At 70.5% G+C, this 22,416-nt stretch carries 19 protein-coding genes and 4 pseudogenes; 8 read left to right on the top strand and 15 right to left on the bottom strand.

Annotation, left to right across the window (positions count from 1 at the left end):
• Positions 1–229: 229 nt before the first annotated feature.
• The 7 genes from truB to rimP all read right to left on the bottom strand — a co-directional run bounded on the left by truB (position 230) and on the right by rimP (position 7,901).
• Entirely contained in the window at positions 230–1,135 is a 906-nt protein-coding gene (truB, locus tag AC069R_RS29380) for a tRNA pseudouridine(55) synthase TruB (RefSeq protein ID WP_471067213.1), read from the bottom strand.
• Positions 1,132–1,584 carry a 30S ribosome-binding factor RbfA gene (gene rbfA / locus AC069R_RS29375; protein WP_478769793.1) on the bottom strand — a complete coding sequence of 151 codons (453 nt, stop codon included), beginning with the start codon at positions 1,582–1,584 and terminating at the stop codon, positions 1,132–1,134. The genes truB and rbfA overlap by 4 nt, the downstream gene beginning before the upstream one ends.
• Positions 1,585–1,650: 66 nt before the next feature.
• Positions 1,651–1,944, bottom strand: coding sequence for a DUF503 domain-containing protein (locus AC069R_RS29370; protein ID WP_355152423.1), 294 nt, complete (start codon positions 1,942–1,944; stop codon positions 1,651–1,653).
• A gap of 870 nt (positions 1,945–2,814) precedes the next feature.
• Positions 2,815–5,853: a translation initiation factor IF-2 gene (gene infB / locus AC069R_RS29365; protein WP_478769792.1), complete on the bottom strand. Its 3,039-nt coding sequence runs from the start codon at positions 5,851–5,853 to the stop codon at positions 2,815–2,817.
• A 144-nt stretch (positions 5,854–5,997) separates the two neighbouring features.
• A complete protein-coding gene (locus tag AC069R_RS29360) occupies positions 5,998–6,294 on the bottom strand; it encodes a YlxR family protein (protein WP_397983733.1) in 297 nt (98 codons plus the stop codon).
• Positions 6,295–6,405: 111 nt separating this feature from the next.
• The gene (gene nusA, locus AC069R_RS29355; RefSeq protein ID WP_397983734.1) at positions 6,406–7,392 is read right to left on the bottom strand and encodes a transcription termination factor NusA; all 987 of its coding nucleotides are present in this window, start codon (positions 7,390–7,392) and stop codon (positions 6,406–6,408) included.
• Positions 7,393–7,394: 2 nt separating this feature from the next.
• Complete coding sequence (rimP, locus tag AC069R_RS29350) at positions 7,395–7,901, bottom strand: ribosome maturation factor RimP (RefSeq protein WP_478769791.1); 507 nt, start codon at positions 7,899–7,901, stop codon at positions 7,395–7,397.
• A gap of 226 nt (positions 7,902–8,127) precedes the next feature.
• On the opposite strand from rimP, the gene AC069R_RS29345 reads away from it, so the two are divergent.
• The 3 genes from AC069R_RS29345 (at position 8,128) to AC069R_RS29335 (ending at position 10,157) form a co-directional block, all read left to right on the top strand.
• Positions 8,128–8,646 carry a hypothetical protein gene (locus tag AC069R_RS29345; RefSeq protein ID WP_478769790.1) on the top strand — a complete coding sequence of 173 codons (519 nt, stop codon included), beginning with the start codon at positions 8,128–8,130 and terminating at the stop codon, positions 8,644–8,646.
• Complete coding sequence (locus tag AC069R_RS29340) at positions 8,643–9,164, top strand: ferritin-like domain-containing protein (RefSeq protein WP_478769789.1); 522 nt, start codon at positions 8,643–8,645, stop codon at positions 9,162–9,164. Before AC069R_RS29345 ends, AC069R_RS29340 begins: the two co-directional genes overlap by 4 nt.
• Positions 9,165–9,248: 84 nt before the next feature.
• Entirely contained in the window at positions 9,249–10,157 is a 909-nt protein-coding gene (locus AC069R_RS29335) for an aminoglycoside phosphotransferase family protein (RefSeq protein ID WP_478769788.1), read from the top strand.
• Between the two features lie 13 nt (positions 10,158–10,170).
• Here AC069R_RS29335 and AC069R_RS29330 read toward each other — a convergent pair whose 3' ends face one another.
• From AC069R_RS29330 to AC069R_RS29315, 4 genes are all read right to left on the bottom strand, one after another.
• Complete coding sequence (locus AC069R_RS29330; protein ID WP_478769787.1) at positions 10,171–10,911, bottom strand: class I SAM-dependent methyltransferase; 741 nt, start codon at positions 10,909–10,911, stop codon at positions 10,171–10,173.
• Positions 10,912–11,000: 89 nt separating this feature from the next.
• Positions 11,001–12,704 (bottom strand): proline--tRNA ligase, encoded by a 1,704-nt coding sequence (locus AC069R_RS29325; protein WP_478769786.1) that lies wholly within the window; start codon positions 12,702–12,704, stop codon positions 11,001–11,003.
• Between the two features lie 82 nt (positions 12,705–12,786).
• Positions 12,787–13,317 carry a GNAT family N-acetyltransferase gene (locus AC069R_RS29320; RefSeq protein WP_397983741.1) on the bottom strand — a complete coding sequence of 177 codons (531 nt, stop codon included), beginning with the start codon at positions 13,315–13,317 and terminating at the stop codon, positions 12,787–12,789.
• A 19-nt stretch (positions 13,318–13,336) separates the two neighbouring features.
• A complete protein-coding gene (locus tag AC069R_RS29315; protein ID WP_478769785.1) occupies positions 13,337–14,185 on the bottom strand; it encodes a GNAT family N-acetyltransferase in 849 nt (282 codons plus the stop codon).
• 244 nt (positions 14,186–14,429) lie between these two features.
• Here AC069R_RS29315 and AC069R_RS29310 point away from each other — a divergent pair.
• Positions 14,430–14,645 (top strand): annotated as a pseudogene (locus tag AC069R_RS29310) (UTRA domain-containing protein); the annotation flags it as partial.
• Between the two features lie 279 nt (positions 14,646–14,924).
• Positions 14,925–15,516: pseudogene (locus AC069R_RS29305) on the top strand (site-specific integrase); the annotation flags it as partial.
• Between the two features lie 156 nt (positions 15,517–15,672).
• Here the strand turns inward: AC069R_RS29305 and AC069R_RS29300 are convergent.
• Together AC069R_RS29300 and AC069R_RS29295 are read right to left on the bottom strand one after the other, a co-directional pair.
• Positions 15,673–16,188: a DUF4265 domain-containing protein gene (locus AC069R_RS29300; protein WP_478769784.1), complete on the bottom strand. Its 516-nt coding sequence runs from the start codon at positions 16,186–16,188 to the stop codon at positions 15,673–15,675.
• A gap of 11 nt (positions 16,189–16,199) precedes the next feature.
• Positions 16,200–16,565, bottom strand: coding sequence for an HNH endonuclease (locus tag AC069R_RS29295; protein ID WP_478769783.1), 366 nt, complete (start codon positions 16,563–16,565; stop codon positions 16,200–16,202).
• Positions 16,566–16,919: 354 nt separating this feature from the next.
• On the opposite strand from AC069R_RS29295, the pseudogene AC069R_RS29290 reads away from it, so the two are divergent.
• Together AC069R_RS29290 and AC069R_RS29285 are read left to right on the top strand one after the other, a co-directional pair.
• Positions 16,920–17,111, top strand: a pseudogene (locus AC069R_RS29290) (helix-turn-helix domain-containing protein).
• Positions 17,111–18,478: pseudogene (locus AC069R_RS29285) on the top strand (tyrosine-type recombinase/integrase). Before AC069R_RS29290 ends, AC069R_RS29285 begins: the two co-directional pseudogenes overlap by 1 nt.
• Here AC069R_RS29285 and AC069R_RS29280 read toward each other — a convergent pair.
• Complete coding sequence (locus tag AC069R_RS29280; RefSeq protein ID WP_478769782.1) at positions 18,393–18,875, bottom strand: DUF4265 domain-containing protein; 483 nt, start codon at positions 18,873–18,875, stop codon at positions 18,393–18,395. The pseudogene AC069R_RS29285 and the gene AC069R_RS29280 sit on opposite strands and share 86 nt — an antisense overlap.
• A gap of 157 nt (positions 18,876–19,032) precedes the next feature.
• Positions 19,033–19,245 carry an HNH endonuclease gene (locus AC069R_RS29275; protein ID WP_478769781.1) on the bottom strand — a complete coding sequence of 71 codons (213 nt, stop codon included), beginning with the start codon at positions 19,243–19,245 and terminating at the stop codon, positions 19,033–19,035.
• Positions 19,246–19,301: 56 nt separating this feature from the next.
• On the opposite strand from AC069R_RS29275, the gene AC069R_RS29270 reads away from it, so the two are divergent.
• Positions 19,302–22,322, top strand: coding sequence for a LamG-like jellyroll fold domain-containing protein (locus AC069R_RS29270; protein ID WP_478769780.1), 3,021 nt, complete (start codon positions 19,302–19,304; stop codon positions 22,320–22,322).
• Positions 22,323–22,416: the final 94 nt, after the last annotated feature.

The raw sequence follows: 22,416 nt of genomic DNA, 5'->3' as shown, positions 1-22,416 counted from the left end.
GGGAACGCGCCCCCTTCCGCTCCCCCGATTCACTCCGAGCGCCTGCCCGGACGGGTGAATCGGCGGGTGCGGCTGGATAACCCTAGGGGTGGGGGAAGTGGGGGACCGGGGGGGGGGGGGGGGGGGGGGGGCCCCCCCCCCCTCCCCCCCCCCCCCCCACGGCAAAGGCCCTCGCGCAGACGAAGACCACCGCTCAGGCGAAGGCCCTCGCTCAGGCGAAAGCCAGCGCTCAGGCGAAGACGGCCAGGCTCTTGGCCTTGCCCTTGTGCAGTTCGACGAGTGCCAGGAAGCGGCCCTCGGGGCCGAACACGGCGACGGGACCGGCGTCCGCGTACTCGTCGGGCATCTCCAGGCGGACCCCGTTCAGCAGCAGTTTGGCGCGCCTGGCGTCCACCTCCCAGCGCGGGAAGGCGGCCCCGGCGGCCTCGGCGATCGGCATCACGGTCAGCTCCTGCTGGAGCTGGTCCAGCGTCCTCGCCGAGTCGAGCTTGTACGGCCCGACGCGCGTGCGGCGCAGCGCGGTGAGGTGTCCGCCGACACCCAGGTCGGCGCCCAGGTCGCGGGCGAGCGCGCGGATGTAGGTGCCGGAGGAGCAGACGACGGAGACGACCAGGTCGAGGACGGGGGTGCCGTCCTCGGCGACGGCGTCCCTGACGTCGTACACCGTGAAGGACGAAACGGTCACCGGACGGGCCGGGATCTCGAAGTCCTCGCCCTCGCGGGCCCGCTTGTACGACCGTACGCCGTCGATCTTGATGGCGCTGACCTTGGACGGCACCTGCATGATGTCGCCGGACAGCTTGGCGATGCCGGCGTCGATGGCCTCGCGGGTCACCTTGGAGGCGTCGGTGGACGAGATGATCTCGCCCTCCGCGTCGTCGGTGAGGGTGTCCTGGCCGAGCCGTACGGTGCCCAGGTACTCCTTCTCGGTCAGCGCGAGGTGGCCGAGGAGCTTGGTGGCGCGCTCGACGCCGAGGACCAGCACGCCGGTGGCCATCGGGTCGAGGGTGCCGGCGTGGCCGACGCGGCGGGTCCGGGCGATCCCGCGCATCTTGGCGACCACGTCGTGCGAAGTGAAGCCCGACGGCTTGTCGACGATGACAAGGCCGTCGGGCGTGGTGTGCTTCTGCGTCATTCCGCGGCGTCGCCGTCCGTCTCGTCGTCGGCGGGCTTGCGGTAGGGGTCCGCGCCGCCGGCGTAGGTGGCGCCCGCGGAGGTCTCCCGCACCTTGGCGTCGGACTGCCGGGCCTTGTCGAGGAGGTCCTCGATGGTCCGGGCGGTGTCCGGCAGGGCGTCCGCGACGAAGGTGAGGGTCGGGGTGAACTTCACCCCGGCCGCGCGGCCGACCTCGGAGCGCAGGATGCCCTTGGCGCTCTCCAGGCCCGCGGCGGCGGCCTGCCGCTCCTCTTCGTCCCCGTACACCGTGTAGAAGACGGTCGCCTCCCGCAGGTCACCCGTCACGCGGGTGTCCGTGATGGTGACGTGCGAGCCGAGCCGCGGGTCCTTGATCCCGCGCTGCAGCTTCTGGGCAACCACCTCTCGGATGAGGTCCGCCAGCCTTTTCGCCCGCGCGTTGTCGGCCACTGGTCCAGCTCCCGTTCTTTCCTGATTCCTTGGTCTTTGATCCGTGGTCTTCGTCCGCGGTCCGCGTCAGTCGTCGTCGCCGTGGAAGCGGCGGCGTACGGACAGCAGCTCCACCTCGGGGCGGGCGGCGACCAGCCGCTCGCACCGGTCCAGTACGTCCGTGAGGTGCGCCGCGTCTCCGGAGACCACGGCGAGGCCGATGATCGCCCGTCGGTGGAGGTCCATGTGGTCCACCTCGGCCGCGCTCACGGCGTACTTCCGCTGGAGTTCGGCGACGATCGGGCGGACGACGGAACGCTTCTCCTTCAGCGAGTGGACGTCGCCGAGGAGGAGGTCGAAGGACAGGGTCCCCACGTACATGTATATTGCCGGTTCACCCGCCGGTACGGGATCGATGGCCCCTGCCGGGTGGCCGGGGGACATCAAGAAACGGTACCGCGTGCGGGCCGGTGCCTCGACAGGGTTTCCGCCGCCCACCCGACTCGGTCGGCTGCGAGGCCGGGAAACGAGCGGATGGCCGCAGGCCAGCAGTGAAGCGAAGGCCGAGCATGAAGCCCCACAGCCCGCGCCGTTCCGATCGACAGGGCCATCGGCCGACCCAGCGGATGCAAACCCGCCGGACCGGCTGCGGACGACTGAACCAGGGAACCGAAACCGCTGCCCGACCGTGCCACACGGACCCACTCGAAATCTGAGGCTCCCAGCCCGGCCCAGCCACCCAGGGCAACCGCCCCGAGCCGCCGGCCCGTGCCCGAAGACCGCTCGGCCGGCCGCGGACTACAGTCCCGCCAGCAGCCGAAGGTCAAAGACCCGCGGCGCCGACCCAGAACCGAAGGCCCGCGGATCGGCCGGCGGCCCGAGCCGTGTCGCCCAACCCCGGACCGCAGTCCCGGCCCCGCCACCCGACCAACGGCCGGAAGCCCCGGCGCCGGCCGACGGCCGAAGGCCCGTTGAACGGCCGGCGGGTCGAGTCCTGCCGGGATGGCTCACGACCTGCCCCTGCCGGGGTTGGTCGAGGGCGGCCGGAGACCCTCCGAACCGCCTCGCGCCGCCGTACCGCCTCACCCCGCCGACAGACCACAAGCCGGACACCCCGGAGCACCGCTCCGAGCCGTCCGGCACCTGTCCAGCCGACCGAGTCGGGTGGGTGGGTGGGCGAAGGATGGGCGGAAGGAAACGGCACCGCCGGCCGACGGGAACCCCCGTCGGCCAGCGCGCACCGTCACTCCGTCACGCCCGCGGCTTCTCCCGCATCTCGTACGTCGCGATGATGTCGTCGACCTTGATGTCGTTGAAGTTCCCGAGGTTGATACCGCCCTCGAAGCCTTCGCGGATCTCGGTGACGTCGTCCTTGAAGCGACGCAGGCCCTCGATGGTGAGGTTCTCCGCGACCACCTTGCCGTCGCGCAGCAGGCGCGCCTTGGTGTTGCGGCGGACCTCGCCGGACCTGACGAGCACACCGGCGAGGTTGCCCAGCTTGGACGAGCGGAAGACCTCGCGGATCTCTGCCGTACCCAGCTCGACCTCTTCGTACTCCGGCTTGAGCATGCCCTTGAGGGCCGCCTCGATCTCCTCGATCGCCTGGTAGATGACCGAGTAGTACCGGACGTCGACGCCCTCGCGCTCCGCCATCTGCGCGGCACGGCCGGCCGCACGGACGTTGAAGCCGATGACGATGGCGTCGGAGCCCATCGCCAGGTCGATGTCGGACTCCGTGACCGCACCGACACCGCGGTGCAGGACGCGGATGTCGACCTCTTCGCCGACGTCCAGCTGGAGCAGCGAGGACTCAAGAGCCTCGACCGAACCGGAAGCGTCACCCTTGATGATCAGGTTCAGCTGCTGGACCTCGCCGGCCTTGAGCACCTTGTCCAGGTCCTCAAGGGAGACACGGCGCGTGCGCTTCGCGAAGGCCGCGTTGCGCTCGCGGGCGGCGCGCTTCTCCGCGATCTGACGGGCCGTACGGTCCTCGTCCACCACGATGAAGTTGTCGCCGGCACCCGGAACGTTGGTCAGGCCCAGGACCTGGACCGGCGTCGACGGGCCCGCCTCGGACACGTTGTTGCCGCTGTCGTCCAGCATCGCGCGGACACGGCCGTACGCATCGCCGACCACCATGGTGTCGCCGACCCGCAGCGTGCCTCGCTGCACCAGGACCGTGGCGACCGCACCGCGGCCGCGGTCCAGGCGGGACTCGATCGAGATGCCCTGCGCGTCCTGGTTCGGGTTGGCCCGCAGGTCGAGCGAGGCGTCGGCCGTGAGGATCACGGCCTCCAGCAGCGAGTCGATGTGCAGACCCTGCTTGGCGGAGATGTCGACGAACATCGTGTCGCCGCCGTACTCCTCGGCCACCAGGCCGTACTCGGTCAGCTGACCGCGCACCTTGGTCGGGTCCGCGCCCTCGACGTCGATCTTGTTGACCGCGACCACGATCGGCACGTCGGCCGCCTTGGCGTGGTTGAGCGCCTCGACCGTCTGCGGCATGACGCCGTCGTTGGCCGCGACGACCAGGATCGCGATGTCCGTCGACTTCGCACCGCGGGCACGCATGGCGGTGAACGCCTCGTGACCCGGCGTGTCGATGAAGGTGATCGCGCGGTCCTCGCCGTTGACCTGGGTCGCGACCTGGTAGGCACCGATGTGCTGGGTGATGCCGCCGGCCTCGCCCGCGATGACGTTCGTCTTGCGGATGGCGTCGAGCAGCCGGGTCTTACCGTGGTCGACGTGACCCATGACGGTCACGACCGGCGGACGGACGACCAGGTCCTCCTCGGTGCCCTCGTCCTCGCCGAACTCCAGGTCGAAGGACTCGAGCAGCTCGCGGTCCTCCTCCTCGGGGCTGACGATCTGGACGTTGTAGTTCATCTCGTCGGCCAGGAGCTGCAGCGTCTCGTCGGAGACGGACTGCGTGGCCGTGACCATCTCGCCGAGGTTCATCATGACCGCGACGAGGGACGCCGGGTTGGCGTTGATCTTCTCCGCGAAGTCGGTGAGCGACGCGCCGCGGGAGAGACGGATGGTCTCGCCGTTGCCGCGCGGCAGCATCACGCCGCCGACGCTCGGGGCCTGCATGGCCTCGTACTCCTGGCGACGCTGCCGCTTCGACTTGCGGCCACGACGCGCGGGACCACCGGGACGGCCGAAGGCGCCCTGCGTGCCACCACGGCCACCGGGACCGCCGGGACGGCCACCGAAGCCGGGACGACCGCCGCCACCGGGACCGCCGCCGAAGCCGCCGCCACCGCCACCGGGACGACCGGCGAAACCGCCGCCGCCACCCGGACGGGCACCGCCGCCACCGCCGCCGGGACGACCCGCGAAGCCGGGACGACCGCCGCCGCCACCGCCGCCGGGACGACCGGCACCGGCCGGACCGCGGCCGCCGGGGCCGGGACGCGGGCCGGCAGCGGGACGCTGCGGCATCATGCCGGGGTTCGGACGCGGGCCGCCCGGACGCGGGGCGCCGCCCTGCGGACGGGGCATCGAGCCCGGAGTCGGACGGGGACCGCCGGGAGCCTGCGGACGCGGACCGCCGCCCTGGGCGCCGGGCGCCTGCGGACGGGGACCGGCGCCGGGGGCGCCGCCGGGACGCGGGCCACCCTGCGGACGGGGCGCCTGCGGGCGCGCCATGCCGGTGGAGCCGCCGGAGGTGAAGGGGTTGTTACCGGGACGCGGGCCGGAGGGACGGGCACCCGGACGCGGGGCCTGACCACCGGGACGCGGCGCACCCTGGCCCGGACGGGCCTGACCCTGGCCGGAGGCCGGACGGCCACCGGGCTTGGGGGCACCGGGACGGGCGCCGCCGGGACGCGGACCCTGCGCGGCCGGGGCCTGCGGGGTCTGGGCGGCGGGGGCGGCCGGCGGAGCGGTGAACTCCGGGGCGGCCGGAGCCGGACGCGGCGCGGGCTTGGGGCCCGGAACCGGACGCGGACCCGGAGCCGGCGCGGAGGCCGCGGGAGCCACCGGGGCCGCCGGCTGCTGCGCGGCGGGCGTCGGGGGCTTGGGCGCCGGCGGCCTCGGGGCAGCCGGACGTGCCGCCTGCGCCGGAGAGGGCGCGGCGGGCTTGGGGGAAGCCTTGCGCGGGGCGGGCTTGGCGGACTTGCCGCTGCCACCACCCTGGAAGGCGTCGGTCAGCTTGCGTACAACCGGCGCTTCGATGGTCGAAGACGCCGAACGGACGAATTCACCGAGTTCCTGGAGCTTGGCCATGACGACCTTGCTCTCGACACCGAACTCCTTGGCGAGTTCGTAGACCCGGACCTTAGCCACTTCGCTCCTTTGAGGTCCGGGTGAAGCCGGACCGTCGCTAGTTCATGGGCGTACTCATCGCGTACTCATCGAGTGCTCATCGCAATCTCGACCTGCTTTCGACTCGCGAGGTACCAAGCCGCACGGGGTTCCGTACGGCATGTCTTACGGCGTTGCCTGCTCGGCAACTGTCGCCTGCTCGACGTATCGGCGCAACGCCTTTGTGTCGAGCGCGGCCGGGGCGCGCAGTGCCCTCGGCAACGCCCGGCGGCGTACCGCCTGGTCGACACAGACCAGGGCGGGGTGCACATAAGCACCCCGGCCGGGCAGCGTACCGCGCGGATCGGGGACGCATTCGCCCTCTCTCCGCACGATCCGCAGGAGATCGTTCTTGGCCGCCCGCTCCCGGCACCCCACACAGGTGCGTTCAGGGCATGCTCCGGCATGCGTCCGGCCAGACACGGCTCAGTCTACCTCCCCGCACCGACCTCACCCCTGTGGGGGAAAGATCGAACGGCTGTTGTCGTATTCCAAGCCATCCCCGGCCTGGATCATTCCCTGGTGGCGGCGCGCCTATTCCGCGGGCTGCTCGGTGTCGGGCCGGATGTCGATGCGCCAGCCGGTGAGCCGGGCGGCGAGGCGGGCGTTCTGCCCCTCCTTGCCGATCGCCAGCGAGAGCTGGTAGTCCGGCACGGTCACCCGCGCGGAGCGGGAGGCGAGGTCCACGACCTCCACCTTGCTCACCCGAGCGGGTGACAGGGCGTTCGCCACCATCTCCGCCGGGTCGTCCGACCAGTCGACGATGTCGATCTTCTCGCCGTTCAGCTCGCCCATCACATTGCGGACCCGGCCGCCCATGGGGCCGATGCAGGCGCCCTTGGCGTTCAGACCCGAGCGGGTGGAGCGGACGGCGATCTTGGTGCGGTGGCCGGCCTCGCGGGCGATGGCGGCGATCTCCACCGAACCGTCGGCGATCTCCGGCACCTCCAGGGCGAACAGCTTCTTCACCAGGTTCGGGTGGGTGCGCGAGAGCGTCACGGAGGGTCCGCGCACGCCCTTGGCGACCCGGACCACGTACGACCGCAGGCGCTGGCCGTGCGGGTAGGTCTCGCCGGGCACCTGCTCCTGCACCGGCAGGATGGCCTCCAGCTTGCCGATGTCCACCAGCACGTTCTTCGGGTCGCGGCCCTGCTGGACCACGCCGGTGACGATGTCGCCCTCACGCCCCGCGTACTCGCCGAGCGTCGCGTCGTCCTCGGCGTCGCGCAGGCGCTGGAGGATCACCTGCTTGGCGGTGGTGGCAGCGATGCGGCCGAAGCCCGAGGGGGTGTCGTCGAACTCCCGCGGCTCCTGCCCCTCCGCCAGGTCCTCGGGGTCCTCCTTCGCCCACACGGTCACATGACCGGTCCCCCGGTCGAGCTCCACGCGCGCGTGTCGGCGGCTTCCCTCGGTGCGGTGGTAGGCGATGAGGAGGGCCGACTCGATCGCTTCGACCAGCAGGTCGAAGGAGATCTCCTTCTCCCTGACCAAGCCCCGCAGGGCGCTCATGTCGATGTCCACGGCTACGCCTCCTCCTCTTCCTTGTCCTTCTTGTCCTTGCGGTTGAACTCGACCTGCACGCGCGCCTTGGCGATCTCCGGGAAGGCGATCCGGCGGGTGGTGGCCTTGCGGCCCTTGACGCCGGGGACCTCGACGTCGAGGCCCTCCTCGTCCACGGCCAGGATGCGCGCGACCACCTCGCCGCCCTCGGTCAGCTGGAACTTCACGAGCCGGTCGACGGCGCGCACGAAGTGCCGGTGTTCGGTGAGGGAGCGCTCCGCGCCGGGGGTGCCGACCTCCAGGTCGTACGCGGTGTCACCCATCGCGTCGGTCTCGTCCAGCTTCGCCGAGAGCGCACGGCTCACATCGGCGATCGCGTCCAGGTCCGCCCCGGAGTCCGAGTCGACGACCACGCGCAGCACCCGCTTGCGTCCGACGGAGTCGATCGCGATCTCTTCGAGATCCAGCCCCTGGGAGGTGACGAGCGGTTCGAGCAGCTCTCGCAGCCTCTCGCTCTGGGTGGTGCTCATCCGGGTGACTCCTCGGCCGCGTGTGCTGTTGTGGGATGGGTCGCGTGTCTGGTCAAAGGGTATCCGGTCGCGGGGAGTGTTGCCGTCCACCTGTGGACAACCCCGCGCGGGACGGGTGAGGCCGGGCGGTGCCGGTGACTGGTATCGGACAGGTGCGCGGGTACGGTGATCACGCGCGCTCGCTCGCCGCACTTCTTGTCGTACGAGTTCCCCGAGGACGTCTGCCGTGCCGTACCCCTCGCCACCGCGTTTCCCCTCGGGGCCGCGCGTCCGCAGAAGAACCCTGCTGGCCTCGGCCGCCGGTACCGCCCTCCTGGCGGGCTGCACGTCCGGCGCGGATTCCGGCGACGACGCCTCGGCCACCGCGCGGGCCCGTGCGGTGGCCGCCGCGGACAGCACCGCGCTGCTGGCCCGCTACGACGCCGTGCTCACCGCGTTCCCGGACCTCGCGGGGCGGTTGCGCCCGCTGCGCGCGGAGGTCGCGGCCCATGTCGCCGCGTTCACGGAGGGTACGACCCCCACGGCGACCCCCTCGGGCTCCGCCTCCCCCACCCCCTCGCCCGCCCCCGTGCCGGCGACCGGGAAGGACGCCCTCGCCTCGCTGGCCGCCGCCGAGCGGGCGCTCGCCGACCGGCGGACCAGGGCGCTGCTGGACGTGCCGGGCGAGCCGGCCCGGCTGCTGGCCTCGACGGCGGCGGCCGGTGCCGCGCACGCGTACCTGCTGACGACGGGGGCGGCGAAGTGAGCGACGACGGCGAGAAGGCCGAACTGACCGCCCTCCAGGCCGCGTTGGCGGCGGAGCACGCGGCGGTGTACGGGTACGGCGTCGTCGGCGGCCGGGTGGACGACGGGCGCCGGGGCGAGGCGAAGGCGGCGTACGACGCCCACCGGGCCCGGCGGGACGCGCTGACCCGCGAGGTGCGGGACCTGGGCGGCCGGCCGGTGGCGGCGAGCGCGGCCTACGCCCTGCCGTTCGCGGTGCGCGACGCGGCCGACGCGGTACGGCTCGCCGCGCGGCTCGAGGAGCGGGTGGCCGGGGTCTACGCCGACCTGGTGCGCTCGGCGTCCGGCGCGCGGCGCGCCTCGGCGGCGGCGGCGCTGCGGGAGGCGGCGGTGCGGGCGGTGGCCTGGAGCGGACGGAGCGTAGCCTTCCCTGGGCTCGCCGAGCGGGCGGGCGAGGGGACGGGGACCGGTACGGACACGGGGACCGGTACGGGGGCCGTGGGCGCGGGGCCGTCGGGGTCCGTGTCCCCGGCCAGCTGAGGTCTGCGGGACCGCTTACGGGAACCGTGAACCGCTGCTTACGGGACTGCCGCTTACAGGACTGAGGAAGGGAACGGCTCGCGCATGGCTTTCGAACCGCCGCGGCGCCTGGTGCGGGCGCTCGGGGAGAGCGCCCCGGCCGGGGACGACTGGCTGGCCGGACTGCCCGAGCTGGCCGAACGAGCCGTGGCGCGGCGGGAGTTGACCGTCGAGCGGGTGCAGGTGCCGGGGGGCCGCAGCAGCCTGGTGGTGCTGGTGCGGCGGGCGGACGGCGGCCCGGCGGTGCTGAAGCTGGCCCCGCCCAGGGCCCGGCCGGAGAGCGAGCGGGCGGCGCTGGCGCACTGGGGCGGGCGGGGTGCCGTACAGCTGCTGGGGTCGGACGCGCAGGACAGCGCGGAGGGGGCGCTGCTGCTGGAACGGCTGCACCCCGATGTCTCGGTGCGGTCGCTGCCGGAGGCGAAGGCGCTGCTGGAGGCGGCGGGCACGCTGCGGCGGCTGTGGGTGGAGCCGCCGGCGGACCACGCGTTCGAGACCGTCGCCGAGCGCACCGGGCGGCAGGCGGTGGCGATGCGGGCGGGCGTGGAGCGGGAGCCGGAGGCGGCGCCGCTGGTGGAGGCGGCGCTGGCGGCACGGGAGGAGTTGCTCGCGGCGCCGCCGGAGCAGCGGCTGCTGCACGGAACGTTCCGGCAGAGCAAGGTGCTCGCCGGGGATCGGCTGCCGTGGCTGGCGGTGGGCCCGGACCCGGTGGTCGGGGAGCACGCGTTCGACCTGGCGCGGCTGGTCCGGGACCGGGTGGAGGACCTGATCGCCTCGCCCGCCGGCGCGTCCATCACCCGGCGCCGGATCAAGCGCCTCGCGGAGTCCCTGGAGGTGGACCAGGAGCGGCTGCGGGGGTGGACGCTGTTCCGGGCGGTGGAATCCGGGGTGCGTGCGGTGCGGGTCGGCAGACCGCGGGACGGGGAGTTGCTGCTGGAGTTCGCCGGGTGGCTTTAGGCGGCGGCGGTGTTCACGGTTTGTGGGTCACCCAGATCATTTCCGCCGGCCAGCGGTGTCCCCAGTCGGGCGGGTCGGTCTCGTAGTAGCCGTTGGGCGTGGCGGGTTCGGGCCGCGGTTCGATGAGGTCGTCGATGACGAGGCCGGCGCCGCGCAGGACCCTGATCCAGTCGCCGTAGGTGAGCTGGTAGCTGGTCGCGCCGTCGGCTTCGGCGATGGTGTCCAGCCCGAAGTAGTCCTGGTGCAGCGTCGTGGTCACGCGGTCGGCGGCTTCCTCGTAGCAGGCTTCGAGCCAGGGGCTGGCGACGTTGAACACCAGACGGCCGCCGCGGCGCAGGACGCGTGCGGCCTGCGGGACGGCCAGGTGCGGGGGTGCCCAGCTGAGCCCGCCGTAGTCGCAGAACACCAGGTCGAAGGTGTCGGCGGCGAACGGGAGGTGTTCGGCGGCGCCTTGCACCAGCGGGTAGCGTGCCGCTCCCCTCGCGCGGGCCGCCGCGGCGAGCTGGGCCTCGGACAGGTCGAGCCCGACCACGCGGGCCCCCTCGGCGGCGAGCGCCCTGGACCACTGGCCGGCGCCGCAGCCGAGTTCGAGGACGCGCTTGCCGGTGACGTCGCCCAGGGCGCCCAGGTGCGCGTCGGGGATGGCGTACGTGCCCCACAGCCGGGGGGCGGCGCCGATCTGCGGGTCGTGCGCCCGCTGGTAGGCGCTGCTGAACCGATTCCAGAACCGCCGGTTGGCGGGGATGCTGTCCACGCGCCGACTCCAGCACCGCCCGCCGGGTACGGTCAACACAATTAACAGTGCCCCCGCGCCCCTTCGGGCGCGGGGGCACTGAGCCGGGATTACGCGGTCAGACGCGCGATCGCGTCCTCGACCGAGACTTCCTCGCGCTCGCCCGTCTTGCGGTCCTTCAGTTCCAGGACGCCCTCGGCCGCGCGGCGGCCGGCGACGAGGATCTGGGGGACGCCGATCAGTTCGGCGTCGGTGAACTTGACGCCCGGAGAGACGCCCGCGCGGTCGTCGACCAGGACGCGGACGCCCGCGGCGGCCAGCTTGCCGGCGACGTCGAGGGCCAGCTCGGTCTGGAGGGCCTTGCCGGCGGCGACCACGTGCACGTCGGCCGGGGCGATCTCCTTGGGCCAGCACAGGCCCTGCTCGTCCGCGGTCTGCTCGGCGAGCGCGGCGACGGCGCGGGAGACGCCGATGCCGTAGGAGCCCATGGTGACCCGGACGGGCTTGCCGTTCTGGCCGAGGACGTCGAGCTTGAGGGCGTCGGCGTACTTGCGGCCCAGCTGGAAGATGTGGCCGATCTCGATCGCGCGGTCCAGCTTCAGGCCGGTGCCGCACGCGGGGCAGGGGTCGCCCTCCTGGACCACCACGACGTCCACGTACTCGTCGACCTCGAAGTCGCGCCCGGCGACGACGTTCTTCGCGTGGGTGTCCGCCTTGTTCGCGCCGGTGATCCAGGCGGTGCCGGGGGCCACGCGCGGGTCGGCGATGTACTTGACCTTCTCGCCCAGGCCCTGCGGACCGACGTAGCCGCGCACCAGGTCGGGGCGGTCCGCGAAGTCCGCCTCGGTGACCATCTCGACGGCGGCGGGCGCGAAGTGCTCCTCCACCTTGCCCATGTCCACCTCGCGGTCGCCGGGCACGCCCACCGCGACGATCTCGCCGTCCACCTTGACCAGCAGGTTCTTCAGCGTGTCGGATGCCCGCACGCCGAGCGAGGCGGCCAGCGTCTCGATGGTCGGGGTGCCGGGCGTGGGGATCTCCTCCAGCGCGGGCACGGCGGAGCCGTCGACGGGCTGGAGCGCGTAGTGGACCGCCTCGGTGTTCGCGGCGAAGTCGCAGTTCGGGCAGTCCGCGAAGGTGTCCTCGCCGGCCCCGGCGGGGGCCAGGAACTCCTCCGACTTGGAGCCGCCCATCGCACCGGCGGTGGCCGCGACGATGCGGTAGTCCAGGCCGAGGCGCGCGAAGATCCGCTGGTAGGCCTCGCGGTGCAGGGCGTACGCCTCGGCGAGGCCCTCGTCCGCGGTGTCGAAGGAGTACGAGTCCTTCATCAGGAACTCGCGGCCGCGCAGGATGCCGGCGCGGGGGCGGGCTTCGTCGCGGAACTTGGACTGGATCTGGTAGAGGATCACCGGCAGGTCCTTGTAGGACGTGCACTGGTCCTTGACCAGCAGGGTGAAGATCTCCTCGTGGGTGGGGCCGAGGAGGTAGTCGCCGCCCTTGCGGTCCTTGAGCCGGAACAGCTCCTGGCCGTACTCGTCCCAGCGGCCGGTGGCGTCGTAGGGCTCGCGGGGCAGCAGCGCGGGCAGCAGCACTTCCTGGGCGCCGATGGCGTCCATCTCCTCGCGTACGACGCGCTCCACATTGGCGAGGACCTTCTTGCCCAGGGGCAGCCAGGACCAGATGCCGGCGGCGGTGCGGCGGACGTACCCGGCGCGGACGAGGAGCTTGTGGCTGAGGACCTCGGCGTCCGCCGGGTCGTCGCGCAGCGTCTTCGCCATCAACTGGGACATGCGCTGGACCTGTGCGTTGGCCATGGTTCTCGTACTCCTACAGATAACCGGTGATGGCATAGGAGGTTAGCCGGGCTTGCCGGGCGGGCGGAAATCGGTTAACGCCCTATCGCCTGCGCAGCGGCAGCGGGGCCCCCATGACGGCGTACGGGCGCGGGGCGCTCGGGAAGTGGACGCGGCGGGCGAGGTCGACGTAGCCCAGGGAGTGGTAGAGGCCGCGGGCGGGGCTGTCGGTGTCGATCGCGGAGAGGATCGAGCGGGGTTCGGCGGCCGAGTCGGTGATCCGGGTGATCAGGCGGCGGCCGATGCCCCGGTTCTGGTGGTCCGGGTGGACGTGCAGCTCGGTGATCACGAAGGAGTCGTCCAGCCAGGAGTCGTTGCCCGCCGCGCGCAGGTACGGCTCGACGACCGTGGACCACCAGTGGGTGCGGGAGTTCGGCATGCCGTAGACGAAGCCGACGAGGAGTCCGCCGACGCTCGCGCCGAGGGCCCGCGCGCCCGGGAACTGCATGTGCCGCTGGACGATCTGGCGTCGTACGGCGACTTCGTCCGGGCCGAGGCCGAACGCCAGCGCTTGGACCGCCAGGGCCTCGTCCACGCGGGCCGCCAGGTCCAGGGGGCCGATCGCTAGATCCATGCCGGGAGCGTATCCGGGTTCAGAACAGCACACTCATGAAGGCGCCGATCTCCTGGAAGCCCACCCGGCGGTAGGTGCGGCGCGCGGCGGTGTTGAAGTCGTTGACGTACAGGCTGACCACGGGGGCGACGTCCGCGAGGGCGTAGCGCAGGACCGCCGCCATGGCCGGGGCGGCGATGCCCTTGCCCCGGTGCTCGGGGGCCACCCAGACGCCCTGGATCTGGCATGCCTGGGAGGTGGCCGCGCCGATCTCGGCCTTGAAGACGACCTTGCCGTCCTGGTCGAGCCGGGCGAAGGCCCGCCCGGCGCCGACGAGTTCGGCGACCCGAGCCTGGTAGAGCAGCCCGCCGTCGCCCGCCAGCGGGGAGACGCCGACCTCCTCGGTGAACATGGCCACGCACGCCGGCATGATCGTCTCCATCTCGTCCTTGCGGACGCGGCGGACGTAGGGGTCCGGGGCGATGTCGTCGGGCATGCGGTCGGTGACCATCAGCGGCTGGTGGGGCCGCACGTCGCGGGCCGGGCCCCAGTGGGGTTCCAGGAGCCGCCACAGCGCGGAGGTGGCCTCGGCGGGGCCGACGATGGAGGAGCAGCGCCGCCCGGCCCGCCGGGCACGGTCGGCGAAGCCGCGTACGGCGCGGGGGGTGGCGCAGATCGGGACCAGGTTGGCGCCCGCGTAGCACAGGGACGTGAGCGTGCCGTCCTCGTACCAGCCCCACATCTCGCCGCCGAGCCGCCAGGGGTCGAGCCCGGCGATCCGGACGCGCGCGGTCACGAAGGCATTCGCGACCGGCTCGCGGTCCAGGACCGCGAGCGCGGCATCGAGGTCGCTCGGTTCGAGCACCCGTGAGCTGGTCTGGGTCAACAAGTGCGGGGGCCTCACCCTGGTGTTTGCGCTGGTCTTGGCACTATAGCCGCGCGTTCCCACCGACGCCTCGAACAGTCTGGGATCGAGGGGACCGGGGATCGGCGGCGGACATCGACACGGTTTCAAAGGTGTCACCAGGTTTCGCGGACCCGAGTACAGGATTGGACAGCAATCGACCATGTCTCGCCGACCCGCCGACCCCATCGGGGGCGGCCCTCCCCCCTCCTAGGGCAGGGAGCCATAGCGGGCCGCACATAGCACCGGACGCACGATCACCCACACCCGCGACGACATGCACGCCCGCCCCGCAGACGCCCGCGAGGCCAGCGCCCTCGACCTGCCGGTCGGCTCCCCGATCCTGGCCGGCGTTCAGTGCTGGTCGGACGCGGAAGGGATCATCGAGTACGGAGAGTGGTGTCTGCCACCTCGGTTCGCCATCGGCTACGAGTACCAGCCCTGACCGATCAACGGGAAGCATCCTGAACGCCGGCGGCCTTCGCCGGACGCCGTTGTTCGCGGGCCCGATAAGTCGGCTTCGCGGCCTTCGAGGCGTTCAACGCGTTCTTCGAGTTCCCCGATCCGCTCCAAGGCTCGTTCCAGCTTGCAGGCCAGATCTGCCACCCCGGCCGACGGCGGGAACTCCCTGGGCCGGGACGGCTCACGTCTCAGCCGCCTCGTCCGCCGACTGCGCCCCGTTCGTCTGGTGGACCCTCTTGACCCGGCCCTCCAGGACGAGGACTGGCTCAACGAACTGCGGACCGTCTGCCAATGCTGCGCGATCGGCCGGTGCTGACGCAAACAACTCTCCCCGGTAACGCTCGCCTACGTCCACTCCGTGCTCAAGTCCGCCTTGGAGCACGCCGTGTGAGAGGAGGAGATCCCCCGGAACGCCGTCACGCCGCCCTGTTCGAACTCGCCCTGCACACCCGCCTGCGCAAGGGCGAACTCCTCGGCCTGCACTGGGTGCGATGCGCCGTTCGGAGCTGATGGTCTTGGTCCGCCGGTCTCCTGCGTCACCTCGCTTCGTGCGCACCGCGAGCATCAGGCAGAGGAGAAGGAGGCGGCGGGCTCGGTCTGGCAGGGCAGCAGCCACGTCTTCACCCGGCCCGACGGTCACCCGATCGAACCCGCCACTCTCACCCGCCATTTCAACGCCCTGCTCGCGACGCCCGCCTACGGCCGATCCGATTCCACGACCTCCGCCACTCCACCGCGCCCCTCCTCTGGAACAGGGCGTCGAACTCGTCGTCATCAAGGAACTCCTCGGCAACGCCCTTGGCCAGGGCGACGATGCCCCCGACGACCCACCCACTGCAGCCGTCGTCCACTGACGTTGCCGTAAGCGTTGCCGTCAAGCACCGCAGAAGCCCCCTCTGTAACTGGAATACGGAGGGCGCTTCAACTGTTTCAGGCTGACATCTCACTTCGCGTGCCCATAAAGCGATCACCGCGAGAGGCGGGGCATTCCGAGCCAGCGAACATGCAGACTACGGAAAGTTTGGCAGTTGCCGTCGATGGATCGCTGAAATTGCGCTCTCCTGGAGTTCTATCACTTCGGATTCAACTTTCCGAAGGAGCCACTGCCGCAACTCTTCATAGTTCACCGAAGGAGGAATATCGACCGCGATCAGACTTGCAAAGCCGTGCGACGATGACAAGTTGCACCCAGACGCTCGAAATTTCTCCTCTATCGACTCCCTCTCATCCTTCTCCAGGAAAATGACTCTGATGGTCGAATGCCCAGACTCGGAGGTGAAACTCTCGAACACAAGCTCTCGGCGCTCATGATCTGGACGAACCCTAATCAGGTCACCAAAAGCGATACCCCGAGCGAAGAGCGGCGTATTGACGACACGAATCTCGTACTTGACCTTCGTCTTCTCGCCCCAGAGGCGCTCTACCGAGACCGGAGGCCAGTCGGCACGCTCCGAGTCAAGATCGAAAGCAACCTTGAACATCTTGGCGCCATTCGATGAGATGGGGCGGCCGCTAGGCTGAGTCACGCAACCCACCCCTATTCCAGGTAATCCCGAAGTTCGTCATCCCACTCTTCAACAGTCTTGGCTGACTTATCCCTATTGCAGGCTCTACATGCAACACAGCCATTCTGACCGGCTCCACAGCCACCCTGCGCCTTAGGGATCTCGTGATCAATCTGGGCGTCATCCGGTTGCCCCTTGATCGCTTTACCGTCGGGCCCTCGCGAAGCTCGACGTTCCACGTTTCTACCGCAGTAGTCACACTTGAGGATGCCACCATTCCTCGCCAGGTTTTCGTCATATACTTCCTGCCGCCCTCGATCTGTGAAATCAAGTCCAGCGCGGTCATCCGGGAATCCCCCACAGTTGTGAACGAGGACCGGAGTCTGCCCCGCCAGCACGTAGTACGTGTGCTACGCGGCCCCTCTCTATCTGCGTATTCGCAGATCAGCTGCGGTTTCGGGCTCCGCTGGTGTCCGTGGTTATGCGGGGGAATCCGTGGGTGTTGCCGTCGCTACTGCCGTCAGGCGGTGCGGGCCGCGCGGTGGCGCCGTCCCTGAAGTGGTGCTGGCGCAGGGGACTTTACTGCCATGCGCCGGGCTCGGCGCGGAGGAGGGTGCGGGTGGTCTGCTCGTACAGCTCGTGACCGGTGACGGCGCAGTGTCCGGCTATCCAGCGGGTCAGCTCGTCCAACGCCAGTTCACGGCCGAAGGCGGCTGCTGATGACCACGACGCCCTCCGCCCCACACCCGGCGATGAGCCCGGCGCAGGAACTACTGACGGTGCCCCAGGTCATGAACCGCCTCTAGCTCGGCCGCTCTGCCGTCTACGACCTGCTCCGCACCGGCCAACTCGCCTCGATCACCCTCGGCCGCGCCCGCCGCATTCCCGCCCACGCGCTGGCCGATTTCATCCGCACCCGACTCGACCAGGAAGCCGCCGCCTGATGACCACGTCCCGCGACACCCCCACCTCCCGCCGCACCCGGCCCAACGGCGACGGAACCGTCTACCAGAGCAAGGACGGCCGCTGGGAGACCGCCGGCTACGTCCTCGCCCCCGGCAACACCCATCGCCGCGTCCGCGTCTACGGCAGCACCCGCAAGGAGGCCCTGGCCAAGCTCACCGAGAAGATCGCCAACAGCAATCGCGGAGTCCCCATTCCGTCCGCGCAGGGCAGCGTGGCCGCGTACCTGACGTACTGGCTCGACGCTGTCGCCGTCCACCAGCCCCGCGAGAACACCCACACCCGCTACACCGCCGTCGCCCGGCTCTACCTGATCCCCGGCCTCGGACGGAAGAAGCTCGCCAAGCTCACCGCCAGGACGTCCGCACCTGGCTCAACCAGCTCCGCACCACCTGCCAGTGCTGCGCCCGCGGCCTCGACGCCGCCCGTGACCGACCCCTCTGTTGCACCGCCGGAAAGTGCTGCTCCAAGCGGCTCTCGCCCCTGACCCTGGCTTACGTTCACTCCGTCCTCAAGTCCGCCCTGGAGCACGCCGTGCGCGAGGAGGAGATCCCGCGCAACGTCGCCCCCAATGTCCGCACCGTCACACCCCGGCCCCGCCGCTTCGAACCCCTCAGCGCCGACGAAGCGCGCAACTTCCCGACCGCCACCAGCGGTCACCGGTTGCAGACGCTGTTCGAACTCGCCCTGTACACCGGGCTCCGCAAGGGCGAACTCCTCGGGCTGCGCTGGGAAGACCTCGACCTCGCCGGCGAACCGCCAGCATCCGCCGCACCCTCCAACGCACCAGCTCCAGCGGCCTGACCGCCCTCCCGACCAAGACCGAGAGCTCCGAACGGCGCATCGCCCTGCCTACGCCATGCCTGCGCTCCCTCGAACAGCACCGCAACCGGCAACTCCAGGAACGCGAGGCGGCGGGTACGGGCTGGAAGGACAGCGGCTACGTTTCACCCGTCCCGACGGCGCCCCGATCGAAGGATCCACCCTCACCCGGCACTTCAACACCCTGCTCCGCCGGGCCAGGCTCCGCCGCATCCGGTTCCACGACCTCCGCCACTCGACCACGGCCCTCCTCCTCGAACAAGGAGTGGAACTCGTCGTGATCAAGGAGCTGCTGGGGCACGCCCGACGACGGCGACGAACCACCCCTCTGCTCAACCCCCGTCCGCTGACGTTGCCGTCAACTACTGCCGTCAGACACCACTACGGCCCCACCGGAAACATTCAGTGGGGCAGAAATAGTTTCGCATGCAAATATAAATCTACGCCTCACCTGACGAGAACGAAACACTGTCAGCCCATTCCCAAAAAGCCCGAGATGCAGCCTCTCGTTCGAGGAGGTCGATAAGACTAGCGACATCAACGCCAATTGGAACGTCGATTGCAGCATGCCTATCACCACTCCACTCACTCAACAGGCCTAGCCGCGAAATCTCAACATCAACCCCCCTCGCCACGCTTGAAGCGCCCGGCGTTTCCAACAGGAAAACCCGCAAGGCTCTCCGCCCTGACTTACGGACCAGTCGGGCGACTGTGGTGCCGTCCGGGGAAAGAGTGACAATATCGCCGAGAGAAATACCGTAAACCCGAAAAGGGATGCAGCATAGCTCAAGCGAACCATCTTCAAGCCTCTTGAGCCAAAGCTGTTCCACCTCCCCCTCCAAGCCGAACGGCGTGAGATCAGCCCGTGCGATGTAGTTGCTGTCGCCACGGCGAACTGGGCTCTCGTGGACAATGAACTTCATGTGAGGCTCCAGGTCAAAGCCGGATGGAGGGTGACCGCAGTCCCACGCAGTCTAGGCGGTCGGGCGAAGCGGCCACGGCTCTCCCCGCCCAGCGAGATGGCCCGCGACGGCTGATCTTCGTCCCAGTCGTCGTAGGTCATCTCCCACCTACACGTTCCTAGGGCGGTGTCATTCTCGAAGGCCACCACGGCGGCGGCCAGGAACCAGTGTAATTGGGTGGGGAGTTCAATGGAGCCAATCGATCCCTCTTCGAGCTATTGCAGAATGTGCAAGCCGGCGTGGTATTCGCATCGGTGAGGTCACCGCCACCGATCCTGGGCTCGACGTGGTCAATCGCCGTGGCTGGATTCGTCCGGCAATACGAGCACAACGGGGCGGTCGTCCCAGGAGCCGCATTCTTCCCAACATCGTAATCCTTGAGGAGGCTTGCCGGAATTCTTTTCCCGGCATCAGCGCCCCCACAGCGCCGGGGTGGTCGCGTCGCCGGACGCCCCGACCGTGGCCTCCGCGGACGGCAAGTACCCGGACACGGACAACGGCGGCACCGCCGTATCCGCCGCGGGAACAGCGGGCAACTTCACCCTGACGGCCAGCGGGGGCAGCACCCCCACCGAATTCGTCTATTCACTCGACGTGCCGCCGGCCACCAGCAACCCCCCGGCCGCCGAGGTCAAGAAGATCACCTCCGGCACCTCCGCCACGGTGACGGCCACTCCCCCCTCCCCCGGCCCCCATACCCTGTGGGTCTACGCGGCCGATGCCGCCGGCGACGACTCCGGCACGACGGGCTACTCGTTCCTGGCCACCGGCGACGAGGGCGACTACCCGCACGCCGACTGCACCAGCCTGGCCGACTGCTACGACAATGTCGGCATCAGCTCCGACTCCGCCCCCGCGCAGGGCAATCTCGACGGCGACGGCAACAGCTTCTCGGCCACCGACCTGACCAACACCGGCTGGACCAGCGGCGGCAAGGTCACCGTCGACGGCGCCACCTTCCAGCTGCCCGCCTACGGTACCGGCAAGCCCGACAACATCCTCGCCGCGAACCAGACCATCCCCTTCACCGCCTCCGGCAACGCCTTGGAGTTCCTGGCCACCTCCGGCTATACCAGCATCGCCACCCCCGGTGCCATCAACGGCGACCAGACCGCGCCCTACACGCCCGCGGGCATGCGGGTCAGCGGCACCTACTGCTTCGACGGCACCGACCCGCAAGGCCCCTGCCCGGCCCAGGGCACCATCACGTACACCGACGGCTCCACCAAGGCGTACTACCTGGCCGTGCCCGACTGGACCAATGCCGACACCAGCATCGCCGCGGTCACCCTGCCCCATGTGAACACCGCCACCACCACCAAGACCGGCGCCCGAAACCTCTACGCCTTCTCGGTCCCCCTCGACCCGTCGAAGACCGTGGCCTCGGTGACCCTGCCGGACGTGAGCGAGCAGGCCGGCAACCACATCCCGACCCTGCACATCTTCTCCATGGCCACCCGCGACACCGCACACACCACCCCGGAGGCCAACGGAACCGCCGCCGCCCCCTCCGGCCAGTCCTGGACCGGCGCCTGGGCCAGCCCCACCGAGGGCCAGTACAACTTCCAGGGCGGCGACTTCTCCAACCAGACCTTCCGCATCGCCCTGAAGCCCTCGCTGTCCGGCAGCACCCTGCGGGTCAAGCTGGACAACGCGCTCGGCACCAGCAAACTCTCCATCGGCCACGCCACCGTCGCCACCGACTCCGGGTCGGGCACGCCTTCCCCGCTGCCCACCGGCACCCCCACCACGCTGAAATTCGGCGGCGGCCAGAGCGTGACCATCCCCGCGGGCGGCTCCGTCTACAGCGACCCCCTCACCTTTCCCGTCACCGCAGGCCAGTACCTGCTGGTCTCCTACCAGCTCAGCAACGACGTCCCCTACCTCGTCCAGCACTCCTTCGCCAACAACGCCTACGAGTACCTGACGGCCACCGGGGCCGGGGACAAGACCACCGACACCACCGGCACCCCCTTCGCGCAGCAATGGCAGGGCTGGTACACGGACCTGGTCACCAACCTCGACATCACCTCTTCCGGTACCCCCACCCGGGCCGTGCTCGGTGACGGTCTCGTCGACGCGTTCCAGCCCAACACCCATCCCGTCACCAACGGGAGCCGCGTCTCCGACGCCCTGGCCGCCGCCGAGCCCACCACCCCGAGCCCCTACGGCACCATCGCCGAAGGCATCGAGTCCAACAGCCTCATGACCGACAACCCCCAGACCTACCAGGGCAAGGCCATCGGCGGCCCGTCGGTCCTCTCCCGCATCGACCGCGACATCCTCGACCAGCCCGGCGTCGACAACGTCATCGTCACCGAGGGCCTCGAAGACCTCCTCGCGGGCACCAGCGGCGACGACCTGGAAGCCAACGGATACACGGCCCTCGTCCAGCAGCTCCAGGGCTGGGGCGTCACCTCCACCCTCGCGTCCCTCACTCCGTGTGAGGGCTACGCCGGAGACGGCGCCACCCCCAGCGACCCCTGCACGGCCGACATCGACGCCGGCCGCCAGAACGTCAACGCCTGGCTCGACAGCCAGTACAACCCCTGGGACCCCGGCCTTCCCATCGTCTACTACGCCGACTTCGACGGCGCCGTAGCGGTCACCGACGCGACCACGGGCGAAGAGAAGCTCAGCGCGAAGGCCGACACCGGGGACCACGTCAACCTGACCAGTGCCGGGTACGCGGCCGAGGTGGACTCGATCCTCTCGCCGCACGACACCTGGGCCCTCGACGACGGCCCCGACTCCGTCCAGGCCGCCGACACCGCCCGCACCGACACCCCGTCCACCGTCAACGACTACAGCGCGGGCAGCAGCCCCCTCGCCCTCAACGGAACCACCACCTGGACCGACGACCCCACCCGAGGTGAGGCCCTCACTCTCGACGGCAGCACCGGCAACGCCACCGCACCGGGCCAGGTCCTCGACACCACCGGCAGCTATTCCGTCTCCGCCTGGGTGGACCTCTCCTCGCTGCCCACCCACAACGCGACCGTCGCCTCCCAGCCGGGCGACCAGAACAGCCCCTTCTACCTCAAGTACGACACCGTCCACACGGGCACACCCGGCTGGTCCCTGCACTTCGCCCAGACCGACACCGCCGACCCGACCAACAAGATCGCCTACGCCCCCGGAGCCACCGCGGGCACCTGGACCCACCTGGTGGGCGTCTTCGACGCCACCACCGGCACGGGCCGCCTCTACGTCAACGGCACCCTCGCCGCGACCGTCACGGGCGTCACGCCATGGGCCTCGACCGGGCCCTTCACCCTCGGCAGCGCCAAGTACAACGGCGATGCCACCTCCGACTACTTCCCCGGCAGCCTCAGCGACGTCCAAGCCTGGAACTACGCGCTCGACTCCGACCAGGTGACGGCGCTCTACGACCAGATCCCCTCGTGACCGGCGGGGGGGGGGGGGGGGGGGGGGGGGGGGGGGGGGGGGGGGGGGGGGGGGGCGGGGGGGGGGGGGAGGGGGGAGAGGGGGGGGAAGAGGT

The sequence above is a fragment of the Streptomyces sp. NPDC043952 genome, assembly GCF_056435325.1.
This window is presented reverse-complemented; position numbering and strand designations above follow the sequence as displayed.

Excerpts from the sequence above, each read along its gene's own strand:
- AC069R_RS29370 (WP_355152423.1), bottom strand. The coding sequence starts at position 1,944 with ATGTACGTGGGGACCCTGTCCTTCGACCTCCTCCTCGGCGACGTCCAC.
- truB (WP_471067213.1), bottom strand. The coding sequence starts at position 1,135 with ATGACGCAGAAGCACACCACGCCCGACGGCCTTGTCATCGTCGACAAG.
- AC069R_RS29335 (WP_478769788.1), top strand. The coding sequence starts at position 9,249 with ATGGCTTTCGAACCGCCGCGGCGCCTGGTGCGGGCGCTCGGGGAGAGC.
- AC069R_RS29320 (WP_397983741.1), bottom strand. The coding sequence starts at position 13,317 with ATGGATCTAGCGATCGGCCCCCTGGACCTGGCGGCCCGCGTGGACGAG.
- AC069R_RS29280 (WP_478769782.1), bottom strand. The coding sequence starts at position 18,875 with ATGAAGTTCATTGTCCACGAGAGCCCAGTTCGCCGTGGCGACAGCAAC.
- AC069R_RS29325 (WP_478769786.1), bottom strand. The coding sequence starts at position 12,704 with ATGGCCAACGCACAGGTCCAGCGCATGTCCCAGTTGATGGCGAAGACG.
- rimP (WP_478769791.1), bottom strand. The coding sequence starts at position 7,901 with ATGAGCACCACCCAGAGCGAGAGGCTGCGAGAGCTGCTCGAACCGCTC.